This window comes from Streptomyces litmocidini (genome assembly GCF_014649755.1).
In the GTDB taxonomy this organism is placed as follows: domain Bacteria; phylum Actinomycetota; class Actinomycetes; order Streptomycetales; family Streptomycetaceae; genus Streptomyces; species Streptomyces litmocidini.
The window spans coordinates 264,944-287,458 of sequence record NZ_BMTQ01000010.1 but is presented as its reverse complement, the minus strand read 5'-3'; the positions used below and the strand labels follow the sequence as shown (position 1 = coordinate 287,458).

Below are 22,515 nucleotides of genomic sequence, written 5' to 3'. Positions count from 1 at the left end.
GGGGCCCGACTATCCAAACCGGTCGGGCACGTCCTAGGGTTGCTGTGTGAACGAGCTCGACGTTGTGGGTGTCCGGGTGGAAATGCCCTCCAACCAGCCGATCGTGCTCCTGCGTGAAGTGGGAGGCGATCGGTACCTCCCCATCTGGATCGGACCGGGGGAGGCGACCGCGATCGCCTTCGCCCAGCAGGGGATGGCCCCGCCGCGGCCGCTGACGCACGACCTGTTCAAGGACGTGCTGGAGGCCGTGGGACAGGAGCTCACCGAGGTCCGCATCACGGATCTGCGCGACGGCGTCTTCTACGCCGAGCTGGTCTTCGCCAGCGGCGTCGAGGTGAGCGCGCGGCCGTCGGACGCGATAGCACTGGCCCTTCGGACGGGGACGCCGATCTTCGGCAGCGACGGCGTGCTGGACGACGCCGGCATCGCGATCCCGGACGAGCAGGAGGACGAGGTGGAGAAGTTCCGCGAGTTCCTCGACCAGATCTCACCGGAGGATTTCGGAAGCAGCAGCCAGTGAGACGCGGTGGTGCGGCCGGAGGCCGTTCACGGGGTGCCGCCAGAGCATTCGAGTAGCCTTTCCCGGGAGAGGGACACGCGAAACCACTCTCAGGGTGATTATCACTCGGCGTGCCGAGTGTGGCGATCGTTGACGCACCCCTGGTGACTGCCTACCTTCGTGTGGGCAGGTCAAGGACGGAGGGTCGGCGTGATGAGCAGCGCGGACGGTACGGCAGGGAGCTCCCTCGGACGGGTGTCCGGAGAGAGCGCTCCGTATCCGCTTCACGGCAGTGTGGGCGACTTCGGGACGGGCACCGGTGCCGGCATCGCCGACGCGGCGATCGGCTACCGGGGACCGACGGCCTGCGCGGCCGCCGGGATCACCTACCGCCAACTGGACTACTGGGCGCGCACCGGGCTCGTGGAGCCGAGCGTGCGGCCCGCGTACGGGTCGGGGACCCAGCGGCTGTACAGCTTCCGCGACGTCGTCGTGCTGAAGATCGTCAAGCGTTTCCTCGACACCGGGGTGGCGCTCCAGAACATCCGGGCGGCGGTGCAGCACCTGCGTGCCCGGGGCTTTCGGGACCTGGAGCGGATGACGCTCATGAGCGACGGGGCCACGGTCTACGAGTGCTCCTCGCCCGACGAGGTCGTCGACCTCCTCCAGGGCGGGCAGGGCGTCTTCGGCATCGCCGTCGGGGTGGTCTGGCGCGACGTCGAGGCCGCGCTCTCGCAGCTCCACGGGGAGCGCGTCGACACCGGCGAGACGCTGGTCGGGCACAACCCCGGCGACGAGCTGGCGCGCCGGCGGCGCGACAGGGCGGTCTGAGGGCTTCCGGGGGCCGGACGGTCCCGGGCCTTCTCGGGCCGTCCGGGCGCTCCGGGGGCTTCCGCGGTCCGGAAGGGCCCGGAGTTTCCCGGGACGTCCGGGTGCTCCGAGGGCTTCCGTCGTCCGGGCGGCCCTCGCTCGGCGGGGTTCGTTCCGGCCCTCCGGGCGTTCCGAGGGGGCGTTGTCAGTGGTGTGAGGCAGCATCGGACGTGTGAGAGCCGCGCCCACGATCCTGCACCTCGACATGGATGCCTTCTTCGCCGCCGCCGAACAGGCGTCGAAGCCCAGCCTGCGCGGGAAGCCCGTGATCGTCGGTGGTCTCGGACCGCGGGGCGTGGTCGCCACCGCCTCCTACGAGGCGCGTCGCTTCGGGGTGCACTCGGCCATGCCGATGGGCCAGGCGCGGCGGCTCGCGCCGAACGCGGCCTATCTCGTGCCGCGCTTCGCCTTCTACCGCTCGATCAGCGAGCAGGTCATGGAGCTGCTCCGGCGGCTCTCCCCGCTCGTCGAGCCGCTCAGCCTCGACGAGGCCTTCGTCGACCTCGAGGCCGGTGGCGTCGCCGCCGACGGCGCGAGCGCCCGGGCGGCCGGGGAGCGGCTGCGGGTGGACATCCTCGCGACGACGGGGCTGACCGGGTCGGTGGGGCTCGCCGGGTCCAAGATGATCGCGAAGATCGCCTCCGAGGAGGCCAAGCCGGACGGGCTCGTCCTCATCGAGCCCGGGACCGAGCGGGAGCTGCTGGGACCGCGGTCGGTGCGGATCCTTCCCGGGGTCGGACCGGCCACCGGGGAGCACCTGCGGCGCGCCGGGATGACCAGCGTCTCCGATCTGGTGGAGGCGGGCGAGGACGAGCTCGTACGGCTCCTGGGGCGGGCGCACGGGGCCTCCCTGTACCGGATGGCCCAGGGGTACGACGACCGGCGCGTGGTGGCCGAGCGGGACGCCAAGTCGGTGTCGGTCGAAGACACCTTCGACGTGGACCTCCACGACCGGGTGCGGATCCGGCTGGAGGTGGAACGGCTCGCGGAGCGGTGCGTGGGGCGGCTGAGGGCGTCGGGGCACTCGGGGCGGACGATCGTCCTGAAGGTGCGGCGGTACGACTTCTCGACGCTCACCCGGTCCGAGACGCTGCGGGGGCCGACGGACGACCCGGCCGTCGTGCGGGAGGCGGCGGGGCGGCTCCTGGAGGCGGTGGACACGACGGGGGGCGTGCGGCTCCTCGGGGTGGGGGTGAGCGGGCTCGCGGACTACACGCAGGAGGACCTGTTCGCCCAGGCGGTCGCCGACGCGGAGGCGGACGCCGGGACGGAGCCGGAGGCGGGGGCCGTGGCCGAGGCGGAGGAGGTCGCCGAGGCCGGGGAGCACGGCCCCGTGGAGAGGCACTGGGCGCCCGGGCACGACGTGCGGCACGCGGTGCACGGGGCCGGATGGGTCCAGGGGAGCGGGGTCGGGCGGGTCACGGTGCGGTTCGAGGAGCCGTGGTCCGGGCCCGGGCGGGTGCGGACGTTCTCCGTGGACGACCCCGAGCTGGAGCCTTCGGAGCCGTTGCCGCTGGTGCGGGGGGCCACGACGGTCTGACCCGCACCGGCGGGCGGTGCGGGTCCATCCTCCCGGTCGTTGGCTCGTTGGCTCGTTGGCTCGTGGGGCCGTCAGGCGCCGTCCTGGCCCGCCAGGCGGCCGAAGTCCTTGTCCGGGACGTCGGAGGGCGGGGGCGGCAGGGCGAGGCTGTAGTGGCGGTAGAGCTGGAGTTCCTGTTCGGGGGAGAGGTGGCGGCCCACGCCGAAGTCGGGGGCGTCCTTGATGAGCGCCCGCTCGTACGGGACGTGGAGGCCGTCGTCGAGCAGGGCGCTCGGCTCCAGGGGGACGAAGGCGTCCCGGCTGAACAGCCCCGTGCGGACCGCGGCCCATTCGGGGACGCCGGTCGCGTCGTCCAGGTACACCTCGTCCACGGTTCCGATCTTGTGCCCGTTCCGGTCGAACGCCTTGCGGCCGATCAGGCTGCGCGGATCGATATCGGTCTGCACGGTCCCTCCAACTGGTCGCAACTGCTCTACACCCCTACGAAAGTGCACATCTGGGATGTCGGCCACTTGAGCGATGGGAGCCGCAACCTCGCTGGTAGGCTGGTTGTGGCTGTCGACCCCGTGCGGGAGAGTCCCCCGGAGAAACCTTCCGGTGGGCGCCGAAGGAGCAAATCCTCCCCGGAATCTCTCAGGCCCCTGTACCGCGCGGACGAGGTCACTCTGGAAAGCAGGGCGGATGTCCCACGGCATTCCGCTCTCACCGACGGTGAAAGCCGGCGGGCCGCGAGGCGTGCCGGTGAAACTCTCAGGTTGAGATGACAGAGGGGGAGGCCGTCCGGGCACCCGCGCCGTGGTGCCCCTCGCAGGTCGTGACGACCAGGAGGCCTCCGTACATGACCGCCAACCGCACTCCGCTCTCCGAGCTCGAACAGGGCATCCCGTTCGAGCAGCGGCACATCGGGCCCGATGCCGAGGCGAGGGCCAAGATGCTCGCCCAGGTCGGTTACGGCTCGCTCGACGAGCTCACCGCCGCCGCGGTGCCGGACGTGATCAAGAACGCCGAGGCGCTGGGCCTGCCGGCCGCGCGCACCGAGGCCGAGGTCCTCGCCGAGCTGCGCGCGCTCGCCGACCGCAACGAGGTCCTCGCCCCGATGATCGGCCTCGGCTACTACGGGACCTTCACCCCGCCGGTCATCCTCCGGAACGTCATGGAGAACCCCGCCTGGTACACGGCCTACACGCCGTACCAGCCGGAGATCTCCCAGGGCCGCCTGGAGGCCCTGCTGAACTTCCAGACGATGGTCGCCGACCTGACCGGTCTGCCCACCTCCGGCGCCTCCCTCCTCGACGAGGGCACCGCCGCCGCCGAGGCCATGGCGCTGTCCCGCCGCGTCGGCAAGGTCAAGAACGGCGTCTTCCTCGTCGACGCCGACGCCCTGCCGCAGACCATCGCCGTCATCGAGACCCGCGCCGAGCCGACCGGCGTCGAGGTCGTCGTCGCCGACCTGAGCGAGGGGATCCCCGCCGAGGTCGCCGAGCGCGGTGTCTTCGGCGTGCTCCTCCAGTACCCCGGCGCCTCCGGTGCCGTCCGCGACATCAAGCCGCTGGTCGACGCCGCGCACGAGCTCGGCGCGATCGTCACCGTCGCCGCCGACCTGCTCGCGCTCACCCTGCTCACCTCGCCGGGCGAGCTGGGCGCCGACATCGCCGTCGGCACCACGCAGCGCTTCGGCGTCCCCATGGGCTTCGGCGGTCCGCACGCCGGCTACATGGCCGTCCAGGACAAGCACGCCCGCTCCCTTCCCGGCCGTCTCGTGGGCGTCTCGGTCGACGCCGACGGCAACCGCGCCTACCGCCTGGCCCTGCAGACCCGCGAGCAGCACATCCGCCGCGAGAAGGCCACCAGCAACATCTGTACGGCCCAGGTGCTGCTCGCCGTCATGGCCGGCATGTACGCCGTCTACCACGGTCCGGACGGTCTCAAGCAGATCGCCGAGCGCACCCACCGGTACGCCGCCGTCCTCGCCGCGGGCCTCACCGCCGGCGGCGTCGAGGTCGTGCACGGTTCGTTCTTCGACACCCTCACCGTCCGCGTGCCCGGCAAGGCCGACGAGGTCGTCGCCGCCGCCCGCGAGGCCGGGGTGAACCTCCACCGCGTCGACGCCGACCTCGTGTCGATCTCGTGCGACGAGACCACCGGGCGCGAGCAGCTCGCCGCCGTCTGGGGCGCCTTCGGCGTCGACGGTGACGTCGAGGCCCTCGACGCCGTCACCGAGGACGCGCTTCCCGCCGGTCTGCTGCGCTCCGACGCGTACCTGACCCACCCGGTCTTCCACGCGCACCGCTCCGAGACCTCGATGCTGCGCTACCTGCGCAAGCTGGCGGACCGCGACTACGCGCTCGACCGCGGCATGATCCCGCTCGGCTCCTGCACCATGAAGCTGAACGCGACCACCGAGATGGAGCCGGTGACCTGGCCCGAGTTCGGCCAGATCCACCCGTTCGCCCCGATCGGGCAGGCGCAGGGCTACGTCACGCTCATCACCGAGCTGGAGGAGCGCCTCGCCGAGGTCACCGGCTACGACAAGGTGTCGATCCAGCCGAACGCCGGATCGCAGGGCGAGCTCGCCGGTCTCCTGGCCGTGCGCGCCTACCACCGCGCCAACGGCGACGAGCAGCGCACCGTGTGCCTCATCCCGTCCTCCGCGCACGGCACCAACGCCGCCTCCGCGGTGATGGCCGGCATGAAGGTCGTCGTCGTCAAGACCGCCGACGACGGCGAGGTCGACGTCGAGGACCTGCGCGCCAAGATCGCCCAGTACCGCGACGAGCTGTCCGTGCTGATGATCACCTACCCGTCCACGCACGGCGTGTTCGAGGAGCACGTCGCCGACATCTGCGCCGAGGTCCACGAGGCCGGCGGTCAGGTGTACGTCGACGGCGCCAACCTCAACGCGCTGGTCGGTCTCGCCAAGCCGGGCCACTTCGGCGGCGACGTCTCGCACCTGAACCTGCACAAGACCTTCTGCATCCCGCACGGCGGCGGCGGCCCCGGCGTCGGCCCGGTCGGCGTCCGCGCCCACCTCGCCCCGTACCTGCCGAACCACCCGCTCCAGCCCACCGCAGGCCCGGAGACCGGCGTCGGCCCGATCTCGGCCGCCCCCTGGGGCTCCGCCGGCATCCTGCCGATCTCCTGGTCGTACGTGCGCCTCATGGGCGGCGAGGGCCTCAAGCGCGCCACCCAGGTCGCCGTGCTCGCCGCGAACTACATCGCCAAGCGTCTGGAGCCGCACTTCCCGGTGCTCTACACCGGCCCGAACGGGCTGGTCGCGCACGAGTGCATCGTGGACATCCGCCCGCTGGCCAAGGCCACCGGCGTCAGCGTCGACGACATCGCGAAGCGCCTCATCGACTACGGCTTCCACGCGCCGACGATGTCCTTCCCGGTGGCCGGCACGCTGATGATCGAGCCGACCGAGTCCGAGGACCTGACCGAGCTCGACCGCTTCTGCGACACGATGATCGCGATCCGGGGCGAGATCGAGAAGGTCGCCTCGGGCCAGTGGCCCGCCGACGACAACCCGCTGCACAACGCCCCGCACACCGCGGCCGCGCTGGGCGGCGAGTGGAACCACCCGTACACGCGCGACGAGGCGGTCTTCCCGGCCGGCGTCTCGGCCGCCGACAAGTACTGGCCGCCGGTGCGCCGCATCGACGGTGCCTTCGGCGACCGGAACCTGGTCTGCTCCTGCCCGCCGCTGGACGAGTACGACAACTGAGCACGAGCCGAGGGCCGGTTCGGAGGATCTCCTCCGGGCCGGCCCTCGGCGTTCTCTTCCTCGTACGGCGTCCTTCCGCCTCCTTCTCAGGCGGCGGTCGTCACCTGCCCCGCGGTCAGCGGCCGGTGCGGGGCGATGATCTGCCCGTCCGGCAGCAGTTCTCCGGTGTCCTCGAAGAGCAGGACGCCGTTGCACAGCAGGCTCCAGCCCTGCTCCGGGTGGTGTGCCATCAGTCGGGCCGCCTCCCGGTCGGCGGAGTCGGCGGTGGGACAGGCAGGCTGATGCTGGCACATGGGTGGGTTCTTTCGCTGCGTCGTGGTGGATGTCCTGCGGCTCTGCGCGCTCATGGCCGCCCCCCGTCGGTCGGTTCGGTTCCGGTCCCAGTCTTGCCCCACGGACGGTCTTCCGCAGGTATTTCGCGACAGCTCGTCCTCTCCTGGGAAGACGCGTCACCCGCAGGGGCGGTTCAGGTCAACTGCACCGCCTCTTCGGATGGTTCGGGATGGTCCGAGCGGGCTAGTCCGTACGGGAGGGGCGTTCGGACGGCGCGTTCGGGCGCACGGACCGGACAGGAGTGCGCCCCGCGACCCGGTCGGGTCACGGGGCGAGGGGCGCGCGTGCGGGGGATCAGGCGGGCGCCGGCGAACCCAGGAGGGGCGGCGGCGCGAGGCGCGTGCTGATCACGGGCAGGAGATCGGACACCTGGTACGGGCGGTGGGCCGCGATCCCCGGGGGTGCGGGGGCCAGGGGCACCATCAGGTCGGCGGCGGCCGGGGTGTCGGCGGCGCCGTCCGTCTCGGGGGCGGAGTGCAGCCAGAGGGTCAGCATGTAGAGCTCCGGCACGGAGAGCAGCCTCGGCTCGTACGTGCCGGGCAGGGCCTCGGCCTGGAGCAGGGCCTGCTCCGTGGAGGGGACGTACGGGCCTTCGAAGAAGTGGGAGAAGGCCCAGCCGTCGGGGGTGAGCATGGTGTCCGCGGCGGCGATCGCCCGGTCCCCGCTCCGGATCAGGAAGCGCCAGCCGGTGAGCCGGATGCGGGGTGCGAGCCCCGGTGCTCCGGCGACGTCGAGGACGTGCACGGGCAGGGGGTGTTCGGGGCTCAGCGGCCCCTGTGCGGCCCGCAGTGCGGGAGTTCGCGGCTCGCGGACGGCTGTCGGTGAGCCGAGGGCCGCGAGGACACTGCGGAGGACCGGCGCAGGGGCCGAAGAGGGTCGGAGCATGGTGGGTCGCCTCTCACTCAGGAGACACGGTGGAGCGGGGCAGGTACGACGACGCTGTCGGCGGCGGGGCCGGAGGAGGGCCATGGGGCCATGGCCGGGCGCCAACACTCTGCCTCGTCCGCGAAGTTTATACGACACGTGTTCACACAGTGTTTCCGCTAGACCCCGTGGATATTCCTGACAAGGCGTCATCAGGCCGTAATCGGCGGGAGTTGAAGCGGAATCACGAGGACGATACCGCTCTCACCTGCGTATGCCTCGCCAAGGGGGACGGCTGAATTCCGACCCGAGATCTCCGGGAAATACGACATTGGTATATGTCGCGCGTTCCTTGCCTTCGGGATGTGCCGGTGGACCGCTCGGTCCAGCCTATCCTCCGACAGGCCGGTTCCGCAGGCGTTGTGGATCAGCGGGCTGGGCATCATCGTCCGTGACGCGCGGCCGTCGTGGCGGCTGCCCACTCGGGGAGGGACGCTTCGATGGGGGAGAAGGTCGTGGCCGACGGATTCGGCCCGTCCGACCGGCAGCAGTACCGGAGAAAGCTCCAGCAGTGTCTCGCGGGGCTCGCGCGGCTGCTCGCGGAGAAGAGGTTCGACCGGCCGCGCAATCTCATGGGCGTGGAGATCGAACTCAATCTCGCCGGCGCCGACGGGCTGCCCAGGATGCTCAACGGACCGGTTCTCGAAAAGATCGCGAGCACCGATTTCCAGACCGAACTCGGAATGTTCAACCTCGAAGTGAACATCGCGCCCCACCAGCTCGACGGACGCGTATTCGACCGGCTCGCGGAGGAGATCGGAACCGGCATCGGATACGCCGACCGCAAGGCGGCGGAACTCGACGCGGGCGTCGTCATGATCGGCATACTGCCCACGCTCGCCCAGCACGACCTGGTCCTCGAGAACCTCTCGGACAACGACCGCTACACCCTTCTCAACGACCAGATCCTCGCCGCCCGCGGCGAGGACTTCACCCTCGACATCCATGGCGTCGAACGTCTGCTGTGCACCTCGGAGTCGATCGTGCCCGAGGCGGCCTGCACCTCGGTGCAGCTGCACCTCCAGGTGACGCCCGCCCGCTTCGCCCCCGTGTGGAACGCGGCACAGGCCGTGTCCGGCGTCCAGATCGCCCTCGGCGCCAACGCGCCCTTCGTCTTCGGCCGCGAGCTGTGGCGCGAGTCCCGGCCACCGCTCTTCACCCAGGCCACCGACACCCGGCCGCCCGAGCTGCAGTCCCAGGGGGTGCGGCCCCGCACCTGGTTCGGCGAGCGCTGGGTGGACTCGGTGTACGACCTCTTCGAGGAGAACGTCCGCTACTTCCCCGCCCTGCTGCCGCTCTGCGACGAGGAGGACCCGCTGCTCGTCCTCGACCGGGGCGGGGTGCCGCGCCTCCAGGAACTGGTCCTGCACAACGGCACCGTCTACCGCTGGAACAGGCCGGTGTACGGCTGGGTCGACGGGGTCCCGCACCTGCGCGTCGAGAACCGGGTGCTGCCGGCCGGTCCGACCGTCACCGACGTGATCGCGAACGCGGCCTTCTACTACGGGCTCGTCCGCTCGCTCGCCGACGATCCCCGGCCGGTGTGGAAGCGCATGTCCTTCCAGGACGCCGAGGCCAACTTCGACACCGCCTGCCGCCACGGCATCGAGGCGGAGCTGCGCTGGCCCCGCTCGGGACGTGCCGGCGGCATCGCGACCCTCCCCGCCGTACGGCTCGTCCTCGACGAGCTGCTGCCGCTCGCCGCGGCGGGGCTCGACGCCTGGCACATCGAGCCGGCGGACCGCGACTTCTACCTCGGGGTGATCGAGCAGCGCTGTCTGCGGCGGGTCAACGGCGCCTCCTGGCAGGCCGACACCTTCCACCGGGCCCTGGAGGCGGGCCTCGACCGGGAGGCCGCCCTCGCGGCGACCACCCGGCGCTACCGCACGCTCATGCTCGCGGGCGAACCGGTGCACACCTGGCCGGTGGGCATCGACTGACCCCGGACCCGTCGGAAACATGGGTGATCATGTCAAGGTGGTCCCGGACGGCCGGGACCACCGGAACGGCGTGTGCCCCGCGACGGGAAGTGGAGACAGGTGTGGTGTCGGAGCAACGACTGAGGGACGCTTCCCCGCCCCCCGGAGGACTGCCGCACCGCGTGCTGCGCTCCGAGACGCTCATCGTCCTCGCGCTCTCGCTCGGGGCGAGCGGGGTGTCCGCGCTCATCAGCTTCATCGGCTCGCTGACCAAGCCGGGGCCGCTGAAGGACCAGGCGGCGAAGCTCAACGGCTCGTACGCCCCCGGGCGGCCCTGGCTCGACCTGTCCTGGCAGCTCTTCGACATCGCCACGGCGCTCGTGCCGGTCGTGCTCGTCGCCCACCTGCTGATGCGGGAAGGACCGGGGACACGGGGTCTGCGGGCCATCGGCTTCGACCGGACCCGGCCGTGGTCCGACCTGGGACGCGGGGCGCTGGTCGCGGCCGGGATCGGGAGCGCGGGCCTCGCCTTCTACCTGGCGGCGCGGGCGTCGGGGGCCAACCTGACGGTGGTGCCCGAGTCGCTGCCCGACGTGTGGTGGAAGTACCCGGTGCTCATCCTCTCGGCGGTGCAGAACTCCGTCCTGGAGGAGGTCGTCGTCGTCGGCTACCTGCTGCGCAGACTGGGCCAGTTGGGGTGGACGCCGATGGCCGCGCTGGTGGCGAGTTCGGTGCTGCGCGGCTCGTACCACCTCTACCAGGGGGTCGGCGGCTTCATCGGCAACATGGTGATGGGCGTGGTCTTCGTGCTGCTGTACCGCCGCTGGGGGCGGGTCGGGCCGCTGGTCGTGGCGCACGCGCTGCTCGACATCGTGGCCTTCGTCGGGTACGGGCTGCTCGCCGGGAAGGTGGGCTGGCTGCCCACCGCGTGACCGGACGCGGAAGGGGAGGAGGGGGTGTGCGGCGATCGCCGCACACCCCCTCCCGTACGTCAGACCCGCAGGTCGCCCTCGACGACCGTGACGGCGTGGCCGTTCAGGAGGGTGCGCCCGCCGTTCAGACGGGTGCGGACGAGACCCGTGCGGGCACCGCCCTGGAAGCCGGTGAGCTCCTCGCGGCCGAACCTGGCCGACCAGTACGGGGCGAGGGCGGTGTGCGCGCTGCCCGTCACCGGGTCCTCGTCGATGCCGACGGCGGGGAAGAAGCCGCGCGAGACGAAGTCGTAGCCGTCGTGCGGGCGTTCGGCGGCGGCGGTGACGATGACACCGCGCGACGACAGGACCTTCAGGGCGGCGAAGTCCGGCGCGAGCGAGCGGACGGTGGCCTCGTCGCGCAGCTCGACGACGAGGTCGCCGATGTGTTCGGCCGTGTCGTGGACGGCGACGATCTCGGCGCCGAGCGCCTTCTCCAGGCCCTCGGGGACGGGGAACGGGGTGAGGGAGGAGGTCGGGAAGTCCATCGTGATCGTGCCGTCGGCCTCGGCCGTGGTGATCAGGACGCCGCAGCGGGCCGCGAAACGGACGGTGCCGCTCGCGGTGCCGGTGGTGTGCAGGACGTGCGCCGTGGCCAGGGTGGCGTGACCGCACATGTCGACCTCGGTGGTCGGGGTGAACCAGCGCAGGGCCCAGTCGGCCTCGCCGCCGGCGGGCAGCGGGTGGGCGAAGGCCGTCTCGGACAGGTTGACCTCGGCGGCGACCTGCTGGAGCCAGGCGTCGTCGGGGAAGGAGTCGAGGAGCAGGACTCCGGCCGGGTTGCCGGAGAAGGGCCGGTCGGTGAAGGCGTCGACGATTCGGATGCGCATGGCACCGACCGTACCGGGGGCGGAAAACCGCGGACCAAGGCCAATCGCGGAGAACTGGACCGATCCTTCCCGCCCGGCGTGCGCACGGCCGTGGCGGTGCTCTCGTCCGGGGTGGTGCTCTCGTCCGGAGCGGTGCTCTCGTCCGGGGCGGTCGCGAGAGCGGACCCGCCGGGCGCGACCGCACCGGCCCGGCCGGGCGGGCGCGGACCGGACGTCGGTGACACGACCACGCTCCTCCCGCCCCCGGGCGGGAACGACCCCGGCACCCCGGCCGATCGCCTCCCCGGGCCCCGGGCCCCGGGCTCCGGGAAGGAGCGGGCGCGTCGGCACGGCGTGGGCCCTGCCACCGCCCGCCGGTTCGGGGCGATCTCATTCCCGGACGCGGAGGTACGCCTCCAGTTCGGCGGCGCCGGTCAGCATCGCGCGGCCGCGGGCCGACAGGCGGCGGTGCCACTCACCGAGCGCGGACTCCAGCGGCTCGGTGCCCCCGGCCGCCCGCACCTGGTCGATCAGCGGGGCGATCTGCTCCAACAGGTAGCCGCCCCGCCTGAGTTGGTGGGTCATGCGGGCGTCCCGCACGGCGGTCCCGTCGTAGACGCGGTAGCCGGTCCGGGGGTCGCGGCGCGGGCGTACGAGCCCGGCGTGCTCCCATGCGCGGAGCGTCGCGGGGCGGATGCCGAGCTGCCGGGCCAGCGGTCCGATGAACGTGCCGCCGGGGCCGGGCGGCGCGGCCGGACCGGGTGCCGTGGTGGGGTCCAGGTCGCGGAGGGCGCCCTCCACGGCCCGGAGGGTCCGGCGGTCGTCGAGGAGCTGGGCGTGGCTCTCGTCGATCAGGCGGAACGCCTCCTCGGCCGCGCCCCGGTTGACGGCCCGCATGATCGACGTCGCCGTCGGGTGCCCGTGGCCGGGCAGCAGGGCCAGGAACGCGCGCAGAGCCGCCGCGTGCAGCGGTGTGTAGGCGCGGTAACCGGAAGGGGTGCGGTCGGCGGTGGGGAGGATCCCGGCCTCCTCGTAGTTCCTGACCGCCTGTGTGGACAGACCGTGCGCGCGGGCCAGGTCGACCGGCCTCAGCTGACCTCCGGTTTGAAGGTTCTTTCCCATGGATCCGACGATATCGCGGGGTCATCACACGAAAGTCTCCACCGAAGCTTCAACGATAGCGTGGAAGGCATGGTGACTGACCTCAAGGACAACGCCCGAGCCGTCGACGCCGCCGCCCTCATGGGGCTGCTCCCGGCCCGGCCCCGGCTGCTCGCCCTGGGCGAGCCCACCCACGGCGAGGACGCCCTGCTCGACCTGCGCAACGAGCTCTTCCGGCAGCTCGTCGAGGAGGAGGGCTACCGGACGATCGCGCTCGAGACCGACTGCCTGAACGGCCTGGCCGTGGACGACCACGTCACGTCGGGCACCGGGACCCTCGACGAGGTCATGGAGAACGGATTCAGCCACGGTTGGGGCGCCTCCGAGGCCAACCGTGAACTCGTGCGCTGGATGCGCGCCCACAACGAGGGCCGCCCCGCGTCCGAGCAGGTCCGTTTCGCCGGGTTCGACGGCCCGTTGGAGATCGCCGGCGCCGCGAGTCCCCGGCGGGCCCTCACCGCACTCCACGGCCACCTCGCGGCGCGGGTGGACGCGGACCTGCTCCCCTGTACCGCGGACCAGCTCGACGAGTTGCTCGGCACCGACGACCGGTGGACCGATCCCGCCGCGATGAGGGAGCCGGCCCGCTCCGTGGGGCGGTCGGCCGAGGCCGCCCGCCTGCGGCTGCTCGCCGACGAACTGGTGGCGCTGCTCGACGAGCAGCGCCCGTACCTGATCGCGGTGGGTTCGGCGGAGGAAGGGGAGCGGGCCCGCCTGTACGGCCGTACGGCGCTCGGTCTGCTGCGCTACCACCACTGGATGGCCGACACCTCGCCGGGCCGCCTGGCCCGGCTGGCGGGCGTCCGGGACCGGATGATGTCCCGGAACCTCCTCGCGCTCGCCGACCGGGGCCCGACGTTCGTCCACAGCCACAACGCCCACCTCCAGCGGGAGAAGAGCTCGATGCGGATGGGCGGGCGGCGGCTGGAGTGGTGGAGCGCCGGCGCGCTGGTCGCCGCCGAGCTCGGCGAGGAGTACGCCTTCGTGGCCATGGCCCTCGGCACGATCCGGCACCAGGGGGTGGACGTGCCGCCGGCGGACACCGTGGAAGGGCTGTTGTACGCCCTTCCGGAGGAGCGCTGTGCCGTGGACGCCCGGCGTCTGGCCGCCGCCCTGGGCGACGGGCGGCCCGCGCCGCGCGTGTCCCCCTGGTTCGGCTACGCCCCGCTCGACCCGGAGCATCTGGCGACCTGCGACGGCCTGGTGTTCGTCAGGGACGTCCCGCGGCGCTGATCCCGTCTTCGCGACCGACCTGTCGGGTATTGCTCGCCGAACAGTTCCGATATATCGTTGAAGCATCGCGACAGTTCGACGATGGAATCTCGCTGGAAGGAGCGTTGCGATGCGTTCACACGGACACGAGTACGGAAACGGACACGGCCACGGTCGTGGAGGCTGCGGCCCCGGGCCCCGGGGGGAATTCGAGGGGCGGCGCGCCGCGTTCGGGCCGTTCGGGCCCGGGTTCCGCGGCGGACCGTTCGGCGGGCCCTTCGGGCCCGGGCGCGGTGGCGGCCGGGGACGGGCGCGGCGCGGTGACGTGCGCGCCTCGATCCTGGCGCTCCTGAAGGACCGCCCGATGCACGGCTACGAGATGATCAGGGAGATCGGCGAGCGCAGCGACGGGGCGTGGAAGCCCAGTCCGGGCTCGGTCTACCCGACCCTCCAGCTGCTGGAGGACGAGGGGCTGATCACCAGCGCGACCGAGGGCGGCAAGAAGCTGTTCACGCTCACCGACACCGGGCGCGCCGAGGCCGAGGAGGGCCCCGAGGCGCCTTGGGAAGAGGCCGGGCGCGGGGTCGACTGGGAAGCCGTCAACGAGATCCGGCAGGCCGGCTTCGGCCTGATGGAGGCCTTCGGACAGGTCTGGAAGACCGGCAGCGCCGAACAGCGGCAGAAGGCGGTCGCCGTGATCAACGAGGCGCGCAAGAAGCTGTACCTGATCCTCGCCGACGAGCACTGAGCCGGGCGCGCGCTGAGTCCGGCGCGTGCCACGGGAAGGGCCCCGCGACGGCCGTCGCGGGGCCCTTCCGCCGTTCCGTGCGCGCGGCTCAGGCCACCAGGCCCGAGAGCTTGCTCAGGGACTCGGTCAGTGCCGCCGTCGCCGAGTCCCTGAGCTTGCCCGCCATCAGGGAGACCGCGGCGCCGGTGAACTCGCCGTCGATCCGCACCGTCGTGGCGTCCCCCTCCGCCGCCAGCGAGTAGCGGGTGGCGACGACGACCCCCATCGGGCCCCTGCCCCTGATGGCGAACGCCCGCTCGGACTCCAGCTCCTCGACCGTCCACAGGACCTCGGCGGGGAAGCCCATCAGCTTCATGTTCTCCGTGAAGGTCGAGCCCGTCTCCAGGGCGGCCGGCCCGCCGTTCGGGAAGCTGGTGTGGGTGGCGTTCCACTCGCCGTACGAGGAGAAGTCCGTGAGCCGCGCCCAGACCCTTCCGGCCGGCGCCTCGATCCGTGCCTCCGCGCTGACTTCGGCCATGAGACCACCCCTTCAGGCGTGCCAACTGGGTTCCGGTGTCGCGGAACGTAGCGGGGCGGCCGTGAACATTCAATACTGATGAACCGTCAGTTCTGCGGCCGTCGGCCCCCTGCCGCCGCCGACCCACCGGATCTCCGCCGCGTCGAAGCTGTCGGAGGCCCGCGGCGCCCCGTCCTCCTCGTGGCAGTGGAAGGCCGCCCAGAACAGATCGGCCGGCAGTGCCTCCCGGGGTGCGTACACCCGGTACACGTACTGTCGCCCGTCACGCGCGAGCAGGCCCACCGTCCAGAACACGACCGGAGGACGCGCGGGAGGGGGGCCGTGGTTGCAAGGGGGGCGCGAAGCAAGGCGGCGCGCGCCTCTCGGGGGCGATGTGCGCGATCTCATCCGTAAGGAGGAGGAACCGCGCGCCCGTGCCCAACTCCGGTGGGATGCGGACATGCTTCTCCCCGGTGATGCTCCGGACGCCGCGGCCTGATGAGGTGGGAGGGTGCACCATCCCGTCCCGCGCTCCCAGTCGCTCCCGCCGTCCGTCGCCCCGCGCGCGGAGCTCGCGTCCTCCCCGTCGCCCTCGCTCGCGGCGGTCGCGCCCTACCTGACGCCCTCGCTGGCCGCTGTCGTGTCGGGCGCGCGGCGCAGGGCGCTCCGGGACGGTGACCGCCAGATCGACACCGCCCACCTCCTGCACTCGCTCGTCGAGTCCGACCCCGAGGTCGGCGCCGCCTTCGAGGGCGGCCACCAGCTCGCCCGCGTCCTCGGCTACCTCGTCCAGCGCTCCATCGGCTACGGCCTGCGCTGGCAGCGGACGGAGGAGGGGTCGGCGGCCCGGCGCCTGCTGCCCGCCGCGCGCCGGGCGGAATCCCCGGACGCCCGCCCCTCCCCGTGGTCCCCGGCCGCGGCCGCCGCCCTGGAAGGGGCCTTCCTGCGGGCCGCCGAGCGCGGCGAGCCACGGGCCCGCGGTGTCGATCTGCTCGTGGCCGTCGCCGCCGATCCCGAGAGCCGCGCCGTGGAGGTGCTGCGCCGCGCGGGGGTCGATCCGGCCGCGCTGACCGCCCGGATCGCCGCTCTGGAGGAGGAGCCGTCTCAACAGGTGTAACGGGGGTTACGCCCCTGATGGCGTCCTGTCATGATGGCCCGATGCACGCGTCTCAGGGGAGAAGCGCCGGCCTGGGACTCGCCCTGGCCTCGGCCTTCGCATTCGGTGGTTCAGGAGTGGCGGCCAAGCCGCTCATCGAGGCGGGACTCGACCCGCTCCACGTCGTGTGGCTCCGGGTCGCCGGTGCCGCGCTCGTCATGCTGCCCGTCGCCTGGCGCCACCGGGACCTCCTGCGCCGCAAACCCGCCCTCCTCGTGGGCTTCGGCCTGCTCGCCGTCGCCGGGGTCCAGGCCTTCTACTTCGCCTCGATATCCCGCATCCCCGTCGGCGTCGCCCTGCTCATCGAGTACCTCGCCCCCGCCCTCGTCCTCGGCTGGGTCCGCTTCGTCCAGCGCCGGCCCGTCACCCGCGCCGCCGCCCTCGGCGTCGTCCTCGCCGCCGGTGGCCTCGCGTGCGTCGTGCAGGTCTGGTCCGGGCTGAGCCTCGACCTCGCCGGACTGCTCCTGGCCCTCGCCGCCGCCTGCTGCCAGGTCGGGTACTTCGTCCTCTCCGACCAGGGCGCCGACGAGGCCGAGCGGGCCGAGCGGGCCGATCCGGTCGGTGTCATCGCGTACGGGCTGCTCGTCGGCGCGCTCGTCCTCACGGTCGTGGCCCGGCCCTGGGGCATGGACTGGAGCGTCCTCGCCGGGCGGGCCGACATGGACGGGACGAGCGTGCCCGCGTGGCTGCTGCTCGGCTGGATCGTGCTGATCGCCACCGTCCTCGCGTACGTCACCGGCGTCATCTCGGTGCGCAAGCTCTCCCCGCAGGTGGCGGGCGTCGTGGCCTGTCTGGAGGCGGTCATCGCGACCGTCCTGGCCTGGATCCTGCTCGGCGAACACCTGGACGCGCCGCAGATCGCCGGCGGCGCGGTGGTCCTGGTCGGGGCCTTCATCGCCCAGTCCTCGACGCCGAAGGCACCGGCGCCGGGTCCGGTCGCCGGGTCCGGGGCCGACGCCGGGGCGGGGGCCGTGTCCGAGCCTGAGCCCGGTTCCGGTTCCGGCGCGGCAGGCGCCGGGCGGGACACGCGGTTGTCGGCCGGGCGAACCGCCCCGTAGGGGGCCGACCGTGCTTCCGCCTCCCGCCGCCCAGCGCGCGGAGGCCCTCCTCGACGAAGACCGGACCCGGGCGGGCGACTCCTCGCCGCCGGGCGGTTCGTCGCTGCCCGCGCGCGGAGCCCAGCGACCACCCTTCCCTCCTGTCTTCCACGGAGGACCCAGGTGTCGAACTCCTCGGGATCCGCCCCGTCCGTCGGGCGGAGCCTCCTCTACCTGGTCGTCGCCGGCATCGCCCGGGGGACGGCCGGCGCCGCCGCCTCGCTGATCTTCCGGGTCGGCGACATGGGCCCGCCGACCCTGTCCTTCTGGCGCTGCGTCGGCGGGCTCGCCCCGCTCCTGGGCGCGCTGGCGCTGCGGCCCCGGCGCTCCTCTGCCCGCACGTCCGCCGCACCGTGCGGCCGGCGGACGGCCCGCGTCCTCGGCACGGGCACCGGCCTCACCGTCTTCCAGAGCGCCTGCTTCGCTGCCGTCGAGGCGACCGGCCTCACGGTGGGCACCGTCGTCACCCTGGGTGCGGGGCCCGTCCTCATCGCGATCGGCGCCCGGCTCACCACGGGGGAGCGCCTCGGCCGCGGCGGGATCGCCGCCGTCGCCGGAGCGCTCGCCGGGCTCATCGTCCTCGTCCCGGGCGGCGGAGCCGCGGGGGTGCGGCCGCTCGGTGTCGCCCTCGCGGTGGCGCGGACGGCGGCGGAGGCCCGCAGGCGGGAGCCCGTGGCGGTGTAGGAGGCCGTTGCCGGGGGCGGGGCCGCACGGCCCCGCCCCCGGCGGGCGCCCGGAGGGAGGCGGGCGCGGCCTCGCTCCGTGCGGTCGTCCGGGGAGGACCCCGTGTGGCTCCGCCCCGGCGCGGTCATCCGTCCGCGCGGCGGCGCAGCTGGTGGGCGCGGGCGTTCAGGTCGCCGGGGCCGGCCCGTTCGGCGAGCCGCCGCGAGACGCGGTCCTGGACCTCCTGCGGCTTGTTGCCCGCGTACTTGAACTTCGCCCGTACGCCGGTCACCTCCAGGCTCAGCACCCGGATCCCCGGCAGCATGCGGCCGAACGGCGCCTCGCCCGGCGCGACGGTCGCCGTGCCGCCCTCCGGCTGGAAGTGGGCGACCTGGCGGTCGAGGAGCGCCGCCTTCTCCTCCGGATCGTCGACCACGCGCGCGGTGCAGTGCAGTTGGACGGCCGCGTAGTACGAGGTCGGGGTGCCGTGCTCGGACGGGGCGCCCTCGGGGGCCGTCCAGTGCCCCGGCACGTAGACGTAGTCGTCGACCACGCTCAGGAGCACCGTCGGATTCGCCTCCAGGGCGTGCCAGAGGGGGTTGGGCCGGGCCAGGTGGGCCAGGGCCCGGCCGTACGGGCCGGGCTCGGCGTCGTACCGGAAGTGCAGGGGCTGCACCCACGGCGGCTCGCCGTCCAGGCCGTTGACGGCGAGCTGGCCGAAGTCGTGCCGGGAGAGCCAGTCGCGCCACTCGCCCTCGTGGTGGGCGGCGTCCCAGGGGTGGATCAGCACGGTCGGTCCGTCCTCTCCGGGTCAGAGCGAGGCGAGGTAGCCGGGCAGGGCGACGGACGGGTCGAGGTCGTCGGCCGGAACGGGCGTGCCGTAGCCGCCCCGCACGGGGACGACGCCGGACCAGTACGGGAGGCCGAGGTCCTCGGGGTCGTCGTCGGGGCCGCCGGTGCGGACCTTCGCCGAGACCTCGTCCAGGTCGAGCCGGATCACGGAGGTCGCGGCGAGCTCCTTGGCGTTCCCGGGGCGCGAGTCGGCGGAACGGCCGGGGACGACCTGGTCGACGAGGGCGTCGAGCGCGGTCCGCAGCTCCTCGGGGTCCGTGACCTGACGGGCGGTCCCGTGGACGACGACCGAGCGGTAGTTGAGCGAGTGGTGGAACGCGGAGCGGGCGAGCACGAGGCCGTCGACGTGCGTCACGGTCAGGCAGACGGGCAGTCCGGGGGCGGTCACGCCGTCGCCGGCCGCGCGCAGCGGCCGCGAGCCGGTGGAGCCGTGGACGTAGAGGCGCTCGCCGACCCGGCCGAAGAGCGTCGGGAGGACGACCGGCGCGCCGTCGCGGACGAAGCCGAGGTGGCAGACGTAGGCCTCGTCGAGTATCGAGCGCACGAGGTCCTTGTCGTACGAGGCCCGGTGACGGGAGCGGGTGGGCACGGTCCGCTCGGTCGCCGCGTACGTCTCCGGGGTGGTGCTCATTGCCGTCTCCATTGCACTAGTGCATAATCATGTTTGTGCTAGGAGAGTATCGGATCGAAGGCCGCCGCGCATCGGACATCGCCGCCAGCGTCGAGCGGGGAGTGGGCACGGGTGCGCTCCGGCCCGGCCAACTGCTGCCACCCATGAGGGAGTTGGCGACCACCCTCGGCGTGAACCCCAACACCGTCGCCGCCGCCTACCGCACCCTGCGCGAGCGCGGGGTCATCGAGACGGACGGCCGGCGCGGCAGCCGGGTGCGTCCGCGCCCCGCCACGACCGCGCGCGGCTCGATCCGCGTGGACGCGCCCGCCGGGGTCCGGGACGTCAGCGACGGCAGTCCCGACCCCGCCCTGCTCCCGCCCCTCGGCGAGGCCTTCGCGGAGGTCGCCCGCCGGTACGCCGAGCGGCCCGGCATGTACGGAGAGGCTCCCGTCGACGAGGAGTTCGGGCGCCTGGCGCGCGCCGCCTTCGACGCGGACGGCGTGCCCGCCGGGCCCGTCGGCGTCGCCTCGGGCTCCCTCGACGCCGTCGAGCGGGTGCTCGCCGCCCGCCTCAGGCCCGGCGACGCCGTCGCCGTCGAGGACCCGGGCTGGGGCAGCCTCCTCGACCTCGTGCCCGCGCTCGGACTGCGTCCGGTGCCGGTCGCCGTGGACGACGACGGGCCCCTCCCGGAGGCCGTGGAACGCGCGATCCGGCAGGACGGGGCACGGGCCGTGATCGTCACCGACCGGGCGCAGAACCCCACCGGCGCCTGCGTCACCGAGGAGCGCGCCCGGGAGCTGCGACGGGTCCTCGGGGCGCACCCCGGCGTGCTGCTCGTCGAGGACGACCACGGGCACGGCATCGTCGCGCAGCCCCTCCACCCGCTGGCCGGCGTCACCGACCACTGGGTGCTCGTCCGCTCGGTCGCCAAGGCGTACGGGCCCGACCTGAGGATCGCCGCCTTCACCGGCGACGCCGAGACCGTCGACCGGGTGCTCGGGCGGCAGCGCCTCGGCCCCGGCTGGGTCAGCAGGCTCCTCCAGCGGACCGTCGCGCACCTCTGGGCCACGGGCGCGGTGGATCCGGCCGTCGTCGCGCGCGCCTACGGGAAGCGGCGCGACGGGCTCGTGCGGGCCCTCGCGCGGCGCGGCGTCGAGGCGCACGGACGGGGCGGCATGAACGTCTGGGTGCCGGTCTCCGACGAGACCGGCGCGGTCGCCCGGCTCCTCGCCGCCGGGTGGGCCGTCGCGCCGGGCGCGCGCTTCCGGACGGACGCGGGGCCGGCCGTCCGGCTCACCGTCTCCGGGCTCGCGGCCGCGGAGATCGAGGCACTGGCGGACGCGGTGGCGGGGGCGGCGGGGCCGGCGCCGGCGCGGAGCTACGGATAGGGACGGCGGTGCCGGGAACGGGGGCGACGGGCCCATCTGGCCCGCACGGAACGGCCGTTCCTCACCCGAGTGACGTTTCTCCGGTGAATGCGCTAGGCCTGGAGAGTGAGTAAAGCGCTCGTAAGACGGAGTTCCGTCCAGTCTCAGGAAATCATCAGGTTTTGGTAAAGCTCCGTCGTGTTGCGGCGGTTCTGCACCTTCTCCGTGTTTTCCGAGATGACCAGGAGTCAGACCTTGAGCTACGGGAACAAGTTGCGCGAGGCCGTCGCGGCGCCGGGCACGACCCCGCTGATCGGCGTGTACGACATGTACTCGGCCTCCGTCGCCGCCGACCACTACGACGGGATGTTCGTCTCCGGGTTCGGCTTCGCCGCCTCGTACTACGGGCTGCCGGACATCGGCTTCATCGCCTGGCCGGACATGGTGGCGTTCGTGCAGCGGCTGCGCGGCGCGTTCCCCCGCCACCACCTGCTCGTGGACATCGACGACGGTTACGTCGACCCCGAGGTGGCCTGTCACGTGGTGGAGGGCCTGGAGCGCATCGGCGCCTCGGGCGTGATCCTGGAGGACCAGAAGAGGCCCCGCCGGTGCGGCCACGCGGACGGCAAGCAGGTGCTGCCGCTCGAGGAGTACCTGGCCAAGCTGGAGATGGTCCTGGCCACCCGCCGGGACATGGTCGTGGTGGCCCGCACCGACGCCACCGACGAGGCGGACATCCTCCGGCGGGCCGAGTGCCTGGCCGCCACCGACGCCGACGTGGTGCTCGTGGACGGCGTGCGGAGCGTCGAGTGGATCCACCGGATCCGCGAGGTGGTCGACGGCAAGCCGCTGCTCTTCAACCAGATCGCCGGGGGCAAGTCCCCGCGGCTCTCGCTGAGCGAGCTCTCCGATCTCGGCGTGGACGTGGCGATCTACAGCACGCCCTGTCTCTTCGCGGCGCACGAGGCGATGGACTCGGCGCTCGCCGAGCTGAAGCGGGACGACGGCCGGCTGCCGTCCTTCGACCCCGAGTCCGGCGTCGGCGTCGCCGCCTCGACCCGCCTCCTGGAGCGGAACATCACCCGCCACCACGCGGTGCCCGAGCGGATCGGCGCGTGAGCTCCGTGATCCCCGGACGGCGGGGGGAGGGGGCGTCCGGGCCCGTGCCGAAGGCGGCGGCCGGCGGGCCGCTCAGGTCCCCGCTGAAGACGCTCGGCCTGGCCGTCGCCCTGCTGGCGGCGGGCGCCGCTCCGGCCGCGGCCGGAGGCGGCCTGCTCACCGTCATCGACAACTCCCACGCCGACTCCGTCGTGGAGATCGACCGGACGGCCAACGTCCAGTACGGCAGCAGCGGCACGGCGGGCAGTGACCACGACGGCAGTGCCGTCGACGCCCTGGAGGCGCTGTTCGGCGGCGTGCGCGAGGGTGCCGGCTGACGCTTCGGGGGAACGGAACGGCCGGACACCGTCCTCGTGGTGTCCGGCCGTTCCCGTGCCCCGCTGTCCGCGTGCGGTGAGTCCTCCGACGACCTTGCGGACCTCTCCGTGACGGAGGGCGGGAC

22 protein-coding genes, 1 pseudogene and 1 riboswitch are annotated in these 22,515 nt (G+C 73.1%); of the genes and pseudogenes, 14 read left to right on the top strand and 9 right to left on the bottom strand.

Going from position 1 to position 22,515, the window contains the following annotated elements:
• Positions 1–46 precede the first annotated feature (46 nt).
• The 3 genes from IE180_RS22655 to IE180_RS22645 all read left to right on the top strand — a co-directional run bounded on the left by IE180_RS22655 (position 47) and on the right by IE180_RS22645 (position 2,909).
• Positions 47–520: a bifunctional nuclease family protein gene (locus tag IE180_RS22655; protein WP_030686418.1), complete on the top strand. Its 474-nt coding sequence runs from the start codon at positions 47–49 to the stop codon at positions 518–520.
• A gap of 192 nt (positions 521–712) precedes the next feature.
• Positions 713–1,330, top strand: a complete 618-nt coding sequence (locus IE180_RS22650; RefSeq protein ID WP_190158750.1) for a MerR family transcriptional regulator — start codon at positions 713–715, stop codon at positions 1,328–1,330.
• Between the two features lie 211 nt (positions 1,331–1,541).
• Entirely contained in the window at positions 1,542–2,909 is a 1,368-nt protein-coding gene (locus tag IE180_RS22645; protein WP_190158749.1) for a DNA polymerase IV, read from the top strand.
• A gap of 71 nt (positions 2,910–2,980) precedes the next feature.
• On the opposite strand, the gene IE180_RS22640 is transcribed toward IE180_RS22645, so the two are convergent.
• Positions 2,981–3,355 (bottom strand): PRC-barrel domain-containing protein, encoded by a 375-nt coding sequence (locus IE180_RS22640; RefSeq protein WP_190158748.1) that lies wholly within the window; start codon positions 3,353–3,355, stop codon positions 2,981–2,983.
• A gap of 113 nt (positions 3,356–3,468) precedes the next feature.
• A riboswitch (glycine riboswitch) is annotated at positions 3,469–3,568 on the top strand.
• Positions 3,569–3,747: 179 nt separating this feature from the next.
• On the opposite strand from IE180_RS22640, the gene gcvP reads away from it, so the two are divergent.
• The gene (gcvP, locus tag IE180_RS22635; RefSeq protein WP_190158747.1) at positions 3,748–6,633 is read left to right on the top strand and encodes an aminomethyl-transferring glycine dehydrogenase; all 2,886 of its coding nucleotides are present in this window, start codon (positions 3,748–3,750) and stop codon (positions 6,631–6,633) included.
• An 86-nt stretch (positions 6,634–6,719) separates the two neighbouring features.
• On the opposite strand, the gene IE180_RS22630 is transcribed toward gcvP, so the two are convergent.
• Both IE180_RS22630 and IE180_RS22625 read right to left on the bottom strand, forming a co-directional pair.
• Positions 6,720–6,926: a DUF5999 family protein gene (locus IE180_RS22630; protein ID WP_017238438.1), complete on the bottom strand. Its 207-nt coding sequence runs from the start codon at positions 6,924–6,926 to the stop codon at positions 6,720–6,722.
• Positions 6,927–7,260: 334 nt separating this feature from the next.
• Positions 7,261–7,851, bottom strand: coding sequence for a hypothetical protein (locus IE180_RS22625; protein WP_190158746.1), 591 nt, complete (start codon positions 7,849–7,851; stop codon positions 7,261–7,263).
• 479 nt (positions 7,852–8,330) lie between these two features.
• Between IE180_RS22625 and IE180_RS22620 the strand changes: the two genes are divergently transcribed.
• Together IE180_RS22620 and IE180_RS22615 are read left to right on the top strand one after the other, a co-directional pair.
• Positions 8,331–9,830 carry a glutamate-cysteine ligase family protein gene (locus IE180_RS22620; RefSeq protein WP_190158745.1) on the top strand — a complete coding sequence of 500 codons (1,500 nt, stop codon included), beginning with the start codon at positions 8,331–8,333 and terminating at the stop codon, positions 9,828–9,830.
• 119 nt (positions 9,831–9,949) lie between these two features.
• Positions 9,950–10,741 carry a CPBP family intramembrane glutamic endopeptidase gene (locus IE180_RS22615; protein ID WP_190158777.1) on the top strand — a complete coding sequence of 264 codons (792 nt, stop codon included), beginning with the start codon at positions 9,950–9,952 and terminating at the stop codon, positions 10,739–10,741.
• A gap of 59 nt (positions 10,742–10,800) precedes the next feature.
• On the opposite strand, the gene IE180_RS22610 is transcribed toward IE180_RS22615, so the two are convergent.
• Together IE180_RS22610 and IE180_RS22605 are read right to left on the bottom strand one after the other, a co-directional pair.
• Positions 10,801–11,610, bottom strand: a complete 810-nt coding sequence (locus IE180_RS22610) for a PhzF family phenazine biosynthesis protein (RefSeq protein WP_190158744.1) — start codon at positions 11,608–11,610, stop codon at positions 10,801–10,803.
• A 369-nt stretch (positions 11,611–11,979) separates the two neighbouring features.
• Positions 11,980–12,711, bottom strand: coding sequence for a TioE family transcriptional regulator (locus IE180_RS22605; protein WP_190158743.1), 732 nt, complete (start codon positions 12,709–12,711; stop codon positions 11,980–11,982).
• A 69-nt stretch (positions 12,712–12,780) separates the two neighbouring features.
• Here IE180_RS22605 and IE180_RS22600 point away from each other — a divergent pair, with 69 nt between their 5' ends.
• The gene (locus IE180_RS22600; protein WP_190158742.1) at positions 12,781–13,983 is read left to right on the top strand and encodes an erythromycin esterase family protein; all 1,203 of its coding nucleotides are present in this window, start codon (positions 12,781–12,783) and stop codon (positions 13,981–13,983) included.
• Positions 13,984–14,092: 109 nt separating this feature from the next.
• Entirely contained in the window at positions 14,093–14,710 is a 618-nt protein-coding gene (locus tag IE180_RS22595; RefSeq protein ID WP_190158741.1) for a PadR family transcriptional regulator, read from the top strand.
• Positions 14,711–14,798: 88 nt separating this feature from the next.
• Here IE180_RS22595 and IE180_RS22590 read toward each other — a convergent pair whose 3' ends face one another.
• Both IE180_RS22590 and IE180_RS22585 read right to left on the bottom strand, forming a co-directional pair.
• The gene (locus tag IE180_RS22590) at positions 14,799–15,227 is read right to left on the bottom strand and encodes a type II toxin-antitoxin system Rv0910 family toxin (protein WP_190158740.1); all 429 of its coding nucleotides are present in this window, start codon (positions 15,225–15,227) and stop codon (positions 14,799–14,801) included.
• A gap of 69 nt (positions 15,228–15,296) precedes the next feature.
• A complete protein-coding gene (locus IE180_RS22585; RefSeq protein ID WP_190158739.1) occupies positions 15,297–15,521 on the bottom strand; it encodes a hypothetical protein in 225 nt (74 codons plus the stop codon).
• 196 nt (positions 15,522–15,717) lie between these two features.
• On the opposite strand from IE180_RS22585, the gene IE180_RS22580 reads away from it, so the two are divergent.
• The 3 genes and pseudogenes from IE180_RS22580 to IE180_RS22570 all read left to right on the top strand — a co-directional run.
• Entirely contained in the window at positions 15,718–16,323 is a 606-nt protein-coding gene (locus IE180_RS22580; protein WP_190158738.1) for a Clp protease N-terminal domain-containing protein, read from the top strand.
• Between the two features lie 41 nt (positions 16,324–16,364).
• Complete coding sequence (locus IE180_RS22575) at positions 16,365–17,420, top strand: EamA family transporter (protein ID WP_190158737.1); 1,056 nt, start codon at positions 16,365–16,367, stop codon at positions 17,418–17,420.
• 162 nt (positions 17,421–17,582) lie between these two features.
• Positions 17,583–18,116, top strand: a pseudogene (locus IE180_RS22570) (EamA family transporter); the annotation flags it as partial.
• Positions 18,117–18,267: 151 nt separating this feature from the next.
• Here the strand turns inward: IE180_RS22570 and IE180_RS22565 are convergent.
• Both IE180_RS22565 and IE180_RS22560 read right to left on the bottom strand, forming a co-directional pair.
• On the bottom strand, positions 18,268–18,912 hold the full coding sequence (locus IE180_RS22565; protein ID WP_190158736.1) for an FMN-binding negative transcriptional regulator: 645 nt from the start codon (positions 18,910–18,912) through the stop codon (positions 18,268–18,270).
• A 21-nt stretch (positions 18,913–18,933) separates the two neighbouring features.
• The gene (locus tag IE180_RS22560) at positions 18,934–19,605 is read right to left on the bottom strand and encodes a pyridoxamine 5'-phosphate oxidase family protein (RefSeq protein WP_190158735.1); all 672 of its coding nucleotides are present in this window, start codon (positions 19,603–19,605) and stop codon (positions 18,934–18,936) included.
• A 35-nt stretch (positions 19,606–19,640) separates the two neighbouring features.
• Between IE180_RS22560 and IE180_RS22555 the strand changes: the two genes are divergently transcribed.
• The 3 genes from IE180_RS22555 to IE180_RS22545 all read left to right on the top strand — a co-directional run bounded on the left by IE180_RS22555 (position 19,641) and on the right by IE180_RS22545 (position 22,390).
• Positions 19,641–20,975: an aminotransferase class I/II-fold pyridoxal phosphate-dependent enzyme gene (locus IE180_RS22555; protein WP_190158734.1), complete on the top strand. Its 1,335-nt coding sequence runs from the start codon at positions 19,641–19,643 to the stop codon at positions 20,973–20,975.
• 234 nt (positions 20,976–21,209) lie between these two features.
• Positions 21,210–22,073 carry an isocitrate lyase/PEP mutase family protein gene (locus tag IE180_RS22550; protein ID WP_190158733.1) on the top strand — a complete coding sequence of 288 codons (864 nt, stop codon included), beginning with the start codon at positions 21,210–21,212 and terminating at the stop codon, positions 22,071–22,073.
• On the top strand, positions 22,070–22,390 hold the full coding sequence (locus IE180_RS22545; RefSeq protein ID WP_229860748.1) for a hypothetical protein: 321 nt from the start codon (positions 22,070–22,072) through the stop codon (positions 22,388–22,390). The genes IE180_RS22550 and IE180_RS22545 overlap by 4 nt, the downstream gene beginning before the upstream one ends.
• The last annotated feature ends 125 nt before the right edge of the window (positions 22,391–22,515 follow it).

Coding starts and splice junctions, on each gene's coding strand:
- IE180_RS22650 (WP_190158750.1), top strand. CDS start 713: ATGAGCAGCGCGGACGGTACGGCAGGGAGCTCCCTCGGACGGGTGTCC.
- IE180_RS22600 (WP_190158742.1), top strand. CDS start 12,781: ATGGTGACTGACCTCAAGGACAACGCCCGAGCCGTCGACGCCGCCGCC.
- IE180_RS22575 (WP_190158737.1), top strand. CDS start 16,365: ATGCACGCGTCTCAGGGGAGAAGCGCCGGCCTGGGACTCGCCCTGGCC.
- IE180_RS22595 (WP_190158741.1), top strand. CDS start 14,093: ATGCGTTCACACGGACACGAGTACGGAAACGGACACGGCCACGGTCGT.
- IE180_RS22560 (WP_190158735.1), bottom strand. CDS start 19,605: ATGAGCACCACCCCGGAGACGTACGCGGCGACCGAGCGGACCGTGCCC.
- IE180_RS22630 (WP_017238438.1), bottom strand. CDS start 6,926: ATGTGCCAGCATCAGCCTGCCTGTCCCACCGCCGACTCCGCCGACCGG.
- IE180_RS22590 (WP_190158740.1), bottom strand. CDS start 15,227: ATGGCCGAAGTCAGCGCGGAGGCACGGATCGAGGCGCCGGCCGGAAGG.
- gcvP (WP_190158747.1), top strand. CDS start 3,748: ATGACCGCCAACCGCACTCCGCTCTCCGAGCTCGAACAGGGCATCCCG.
- IE180_RS22620 (WP_190158745.1), top strand. CDS start 8,331: ATGGGGGAGAAGGTCGTGGCCGACGGATTCGGCCCGTCCGACCGGCAG.
- IE180_RS22625 (WP_190158746.1), bottom strand. CDS start 7,851: ATGCTCCGACCCTCTTCGGCCCCTGCGCCGGTCCTCCGCAGTGTCCTC.
- IE180_RS22610 (WP_190158744.1), bottom strand. CDS start 11,610: ATGCGCATCCGAATCGTCGACGCCTTCACCGACCGGCCCTTCTCCGGC.
- IE180_RS22605 (WP_190158743.1), bottom strand. CDS start 12,711: ATGGGAAAGAACCTTCAAACCGGAGGTCAGCTGAGGCCGGTCGACCTG.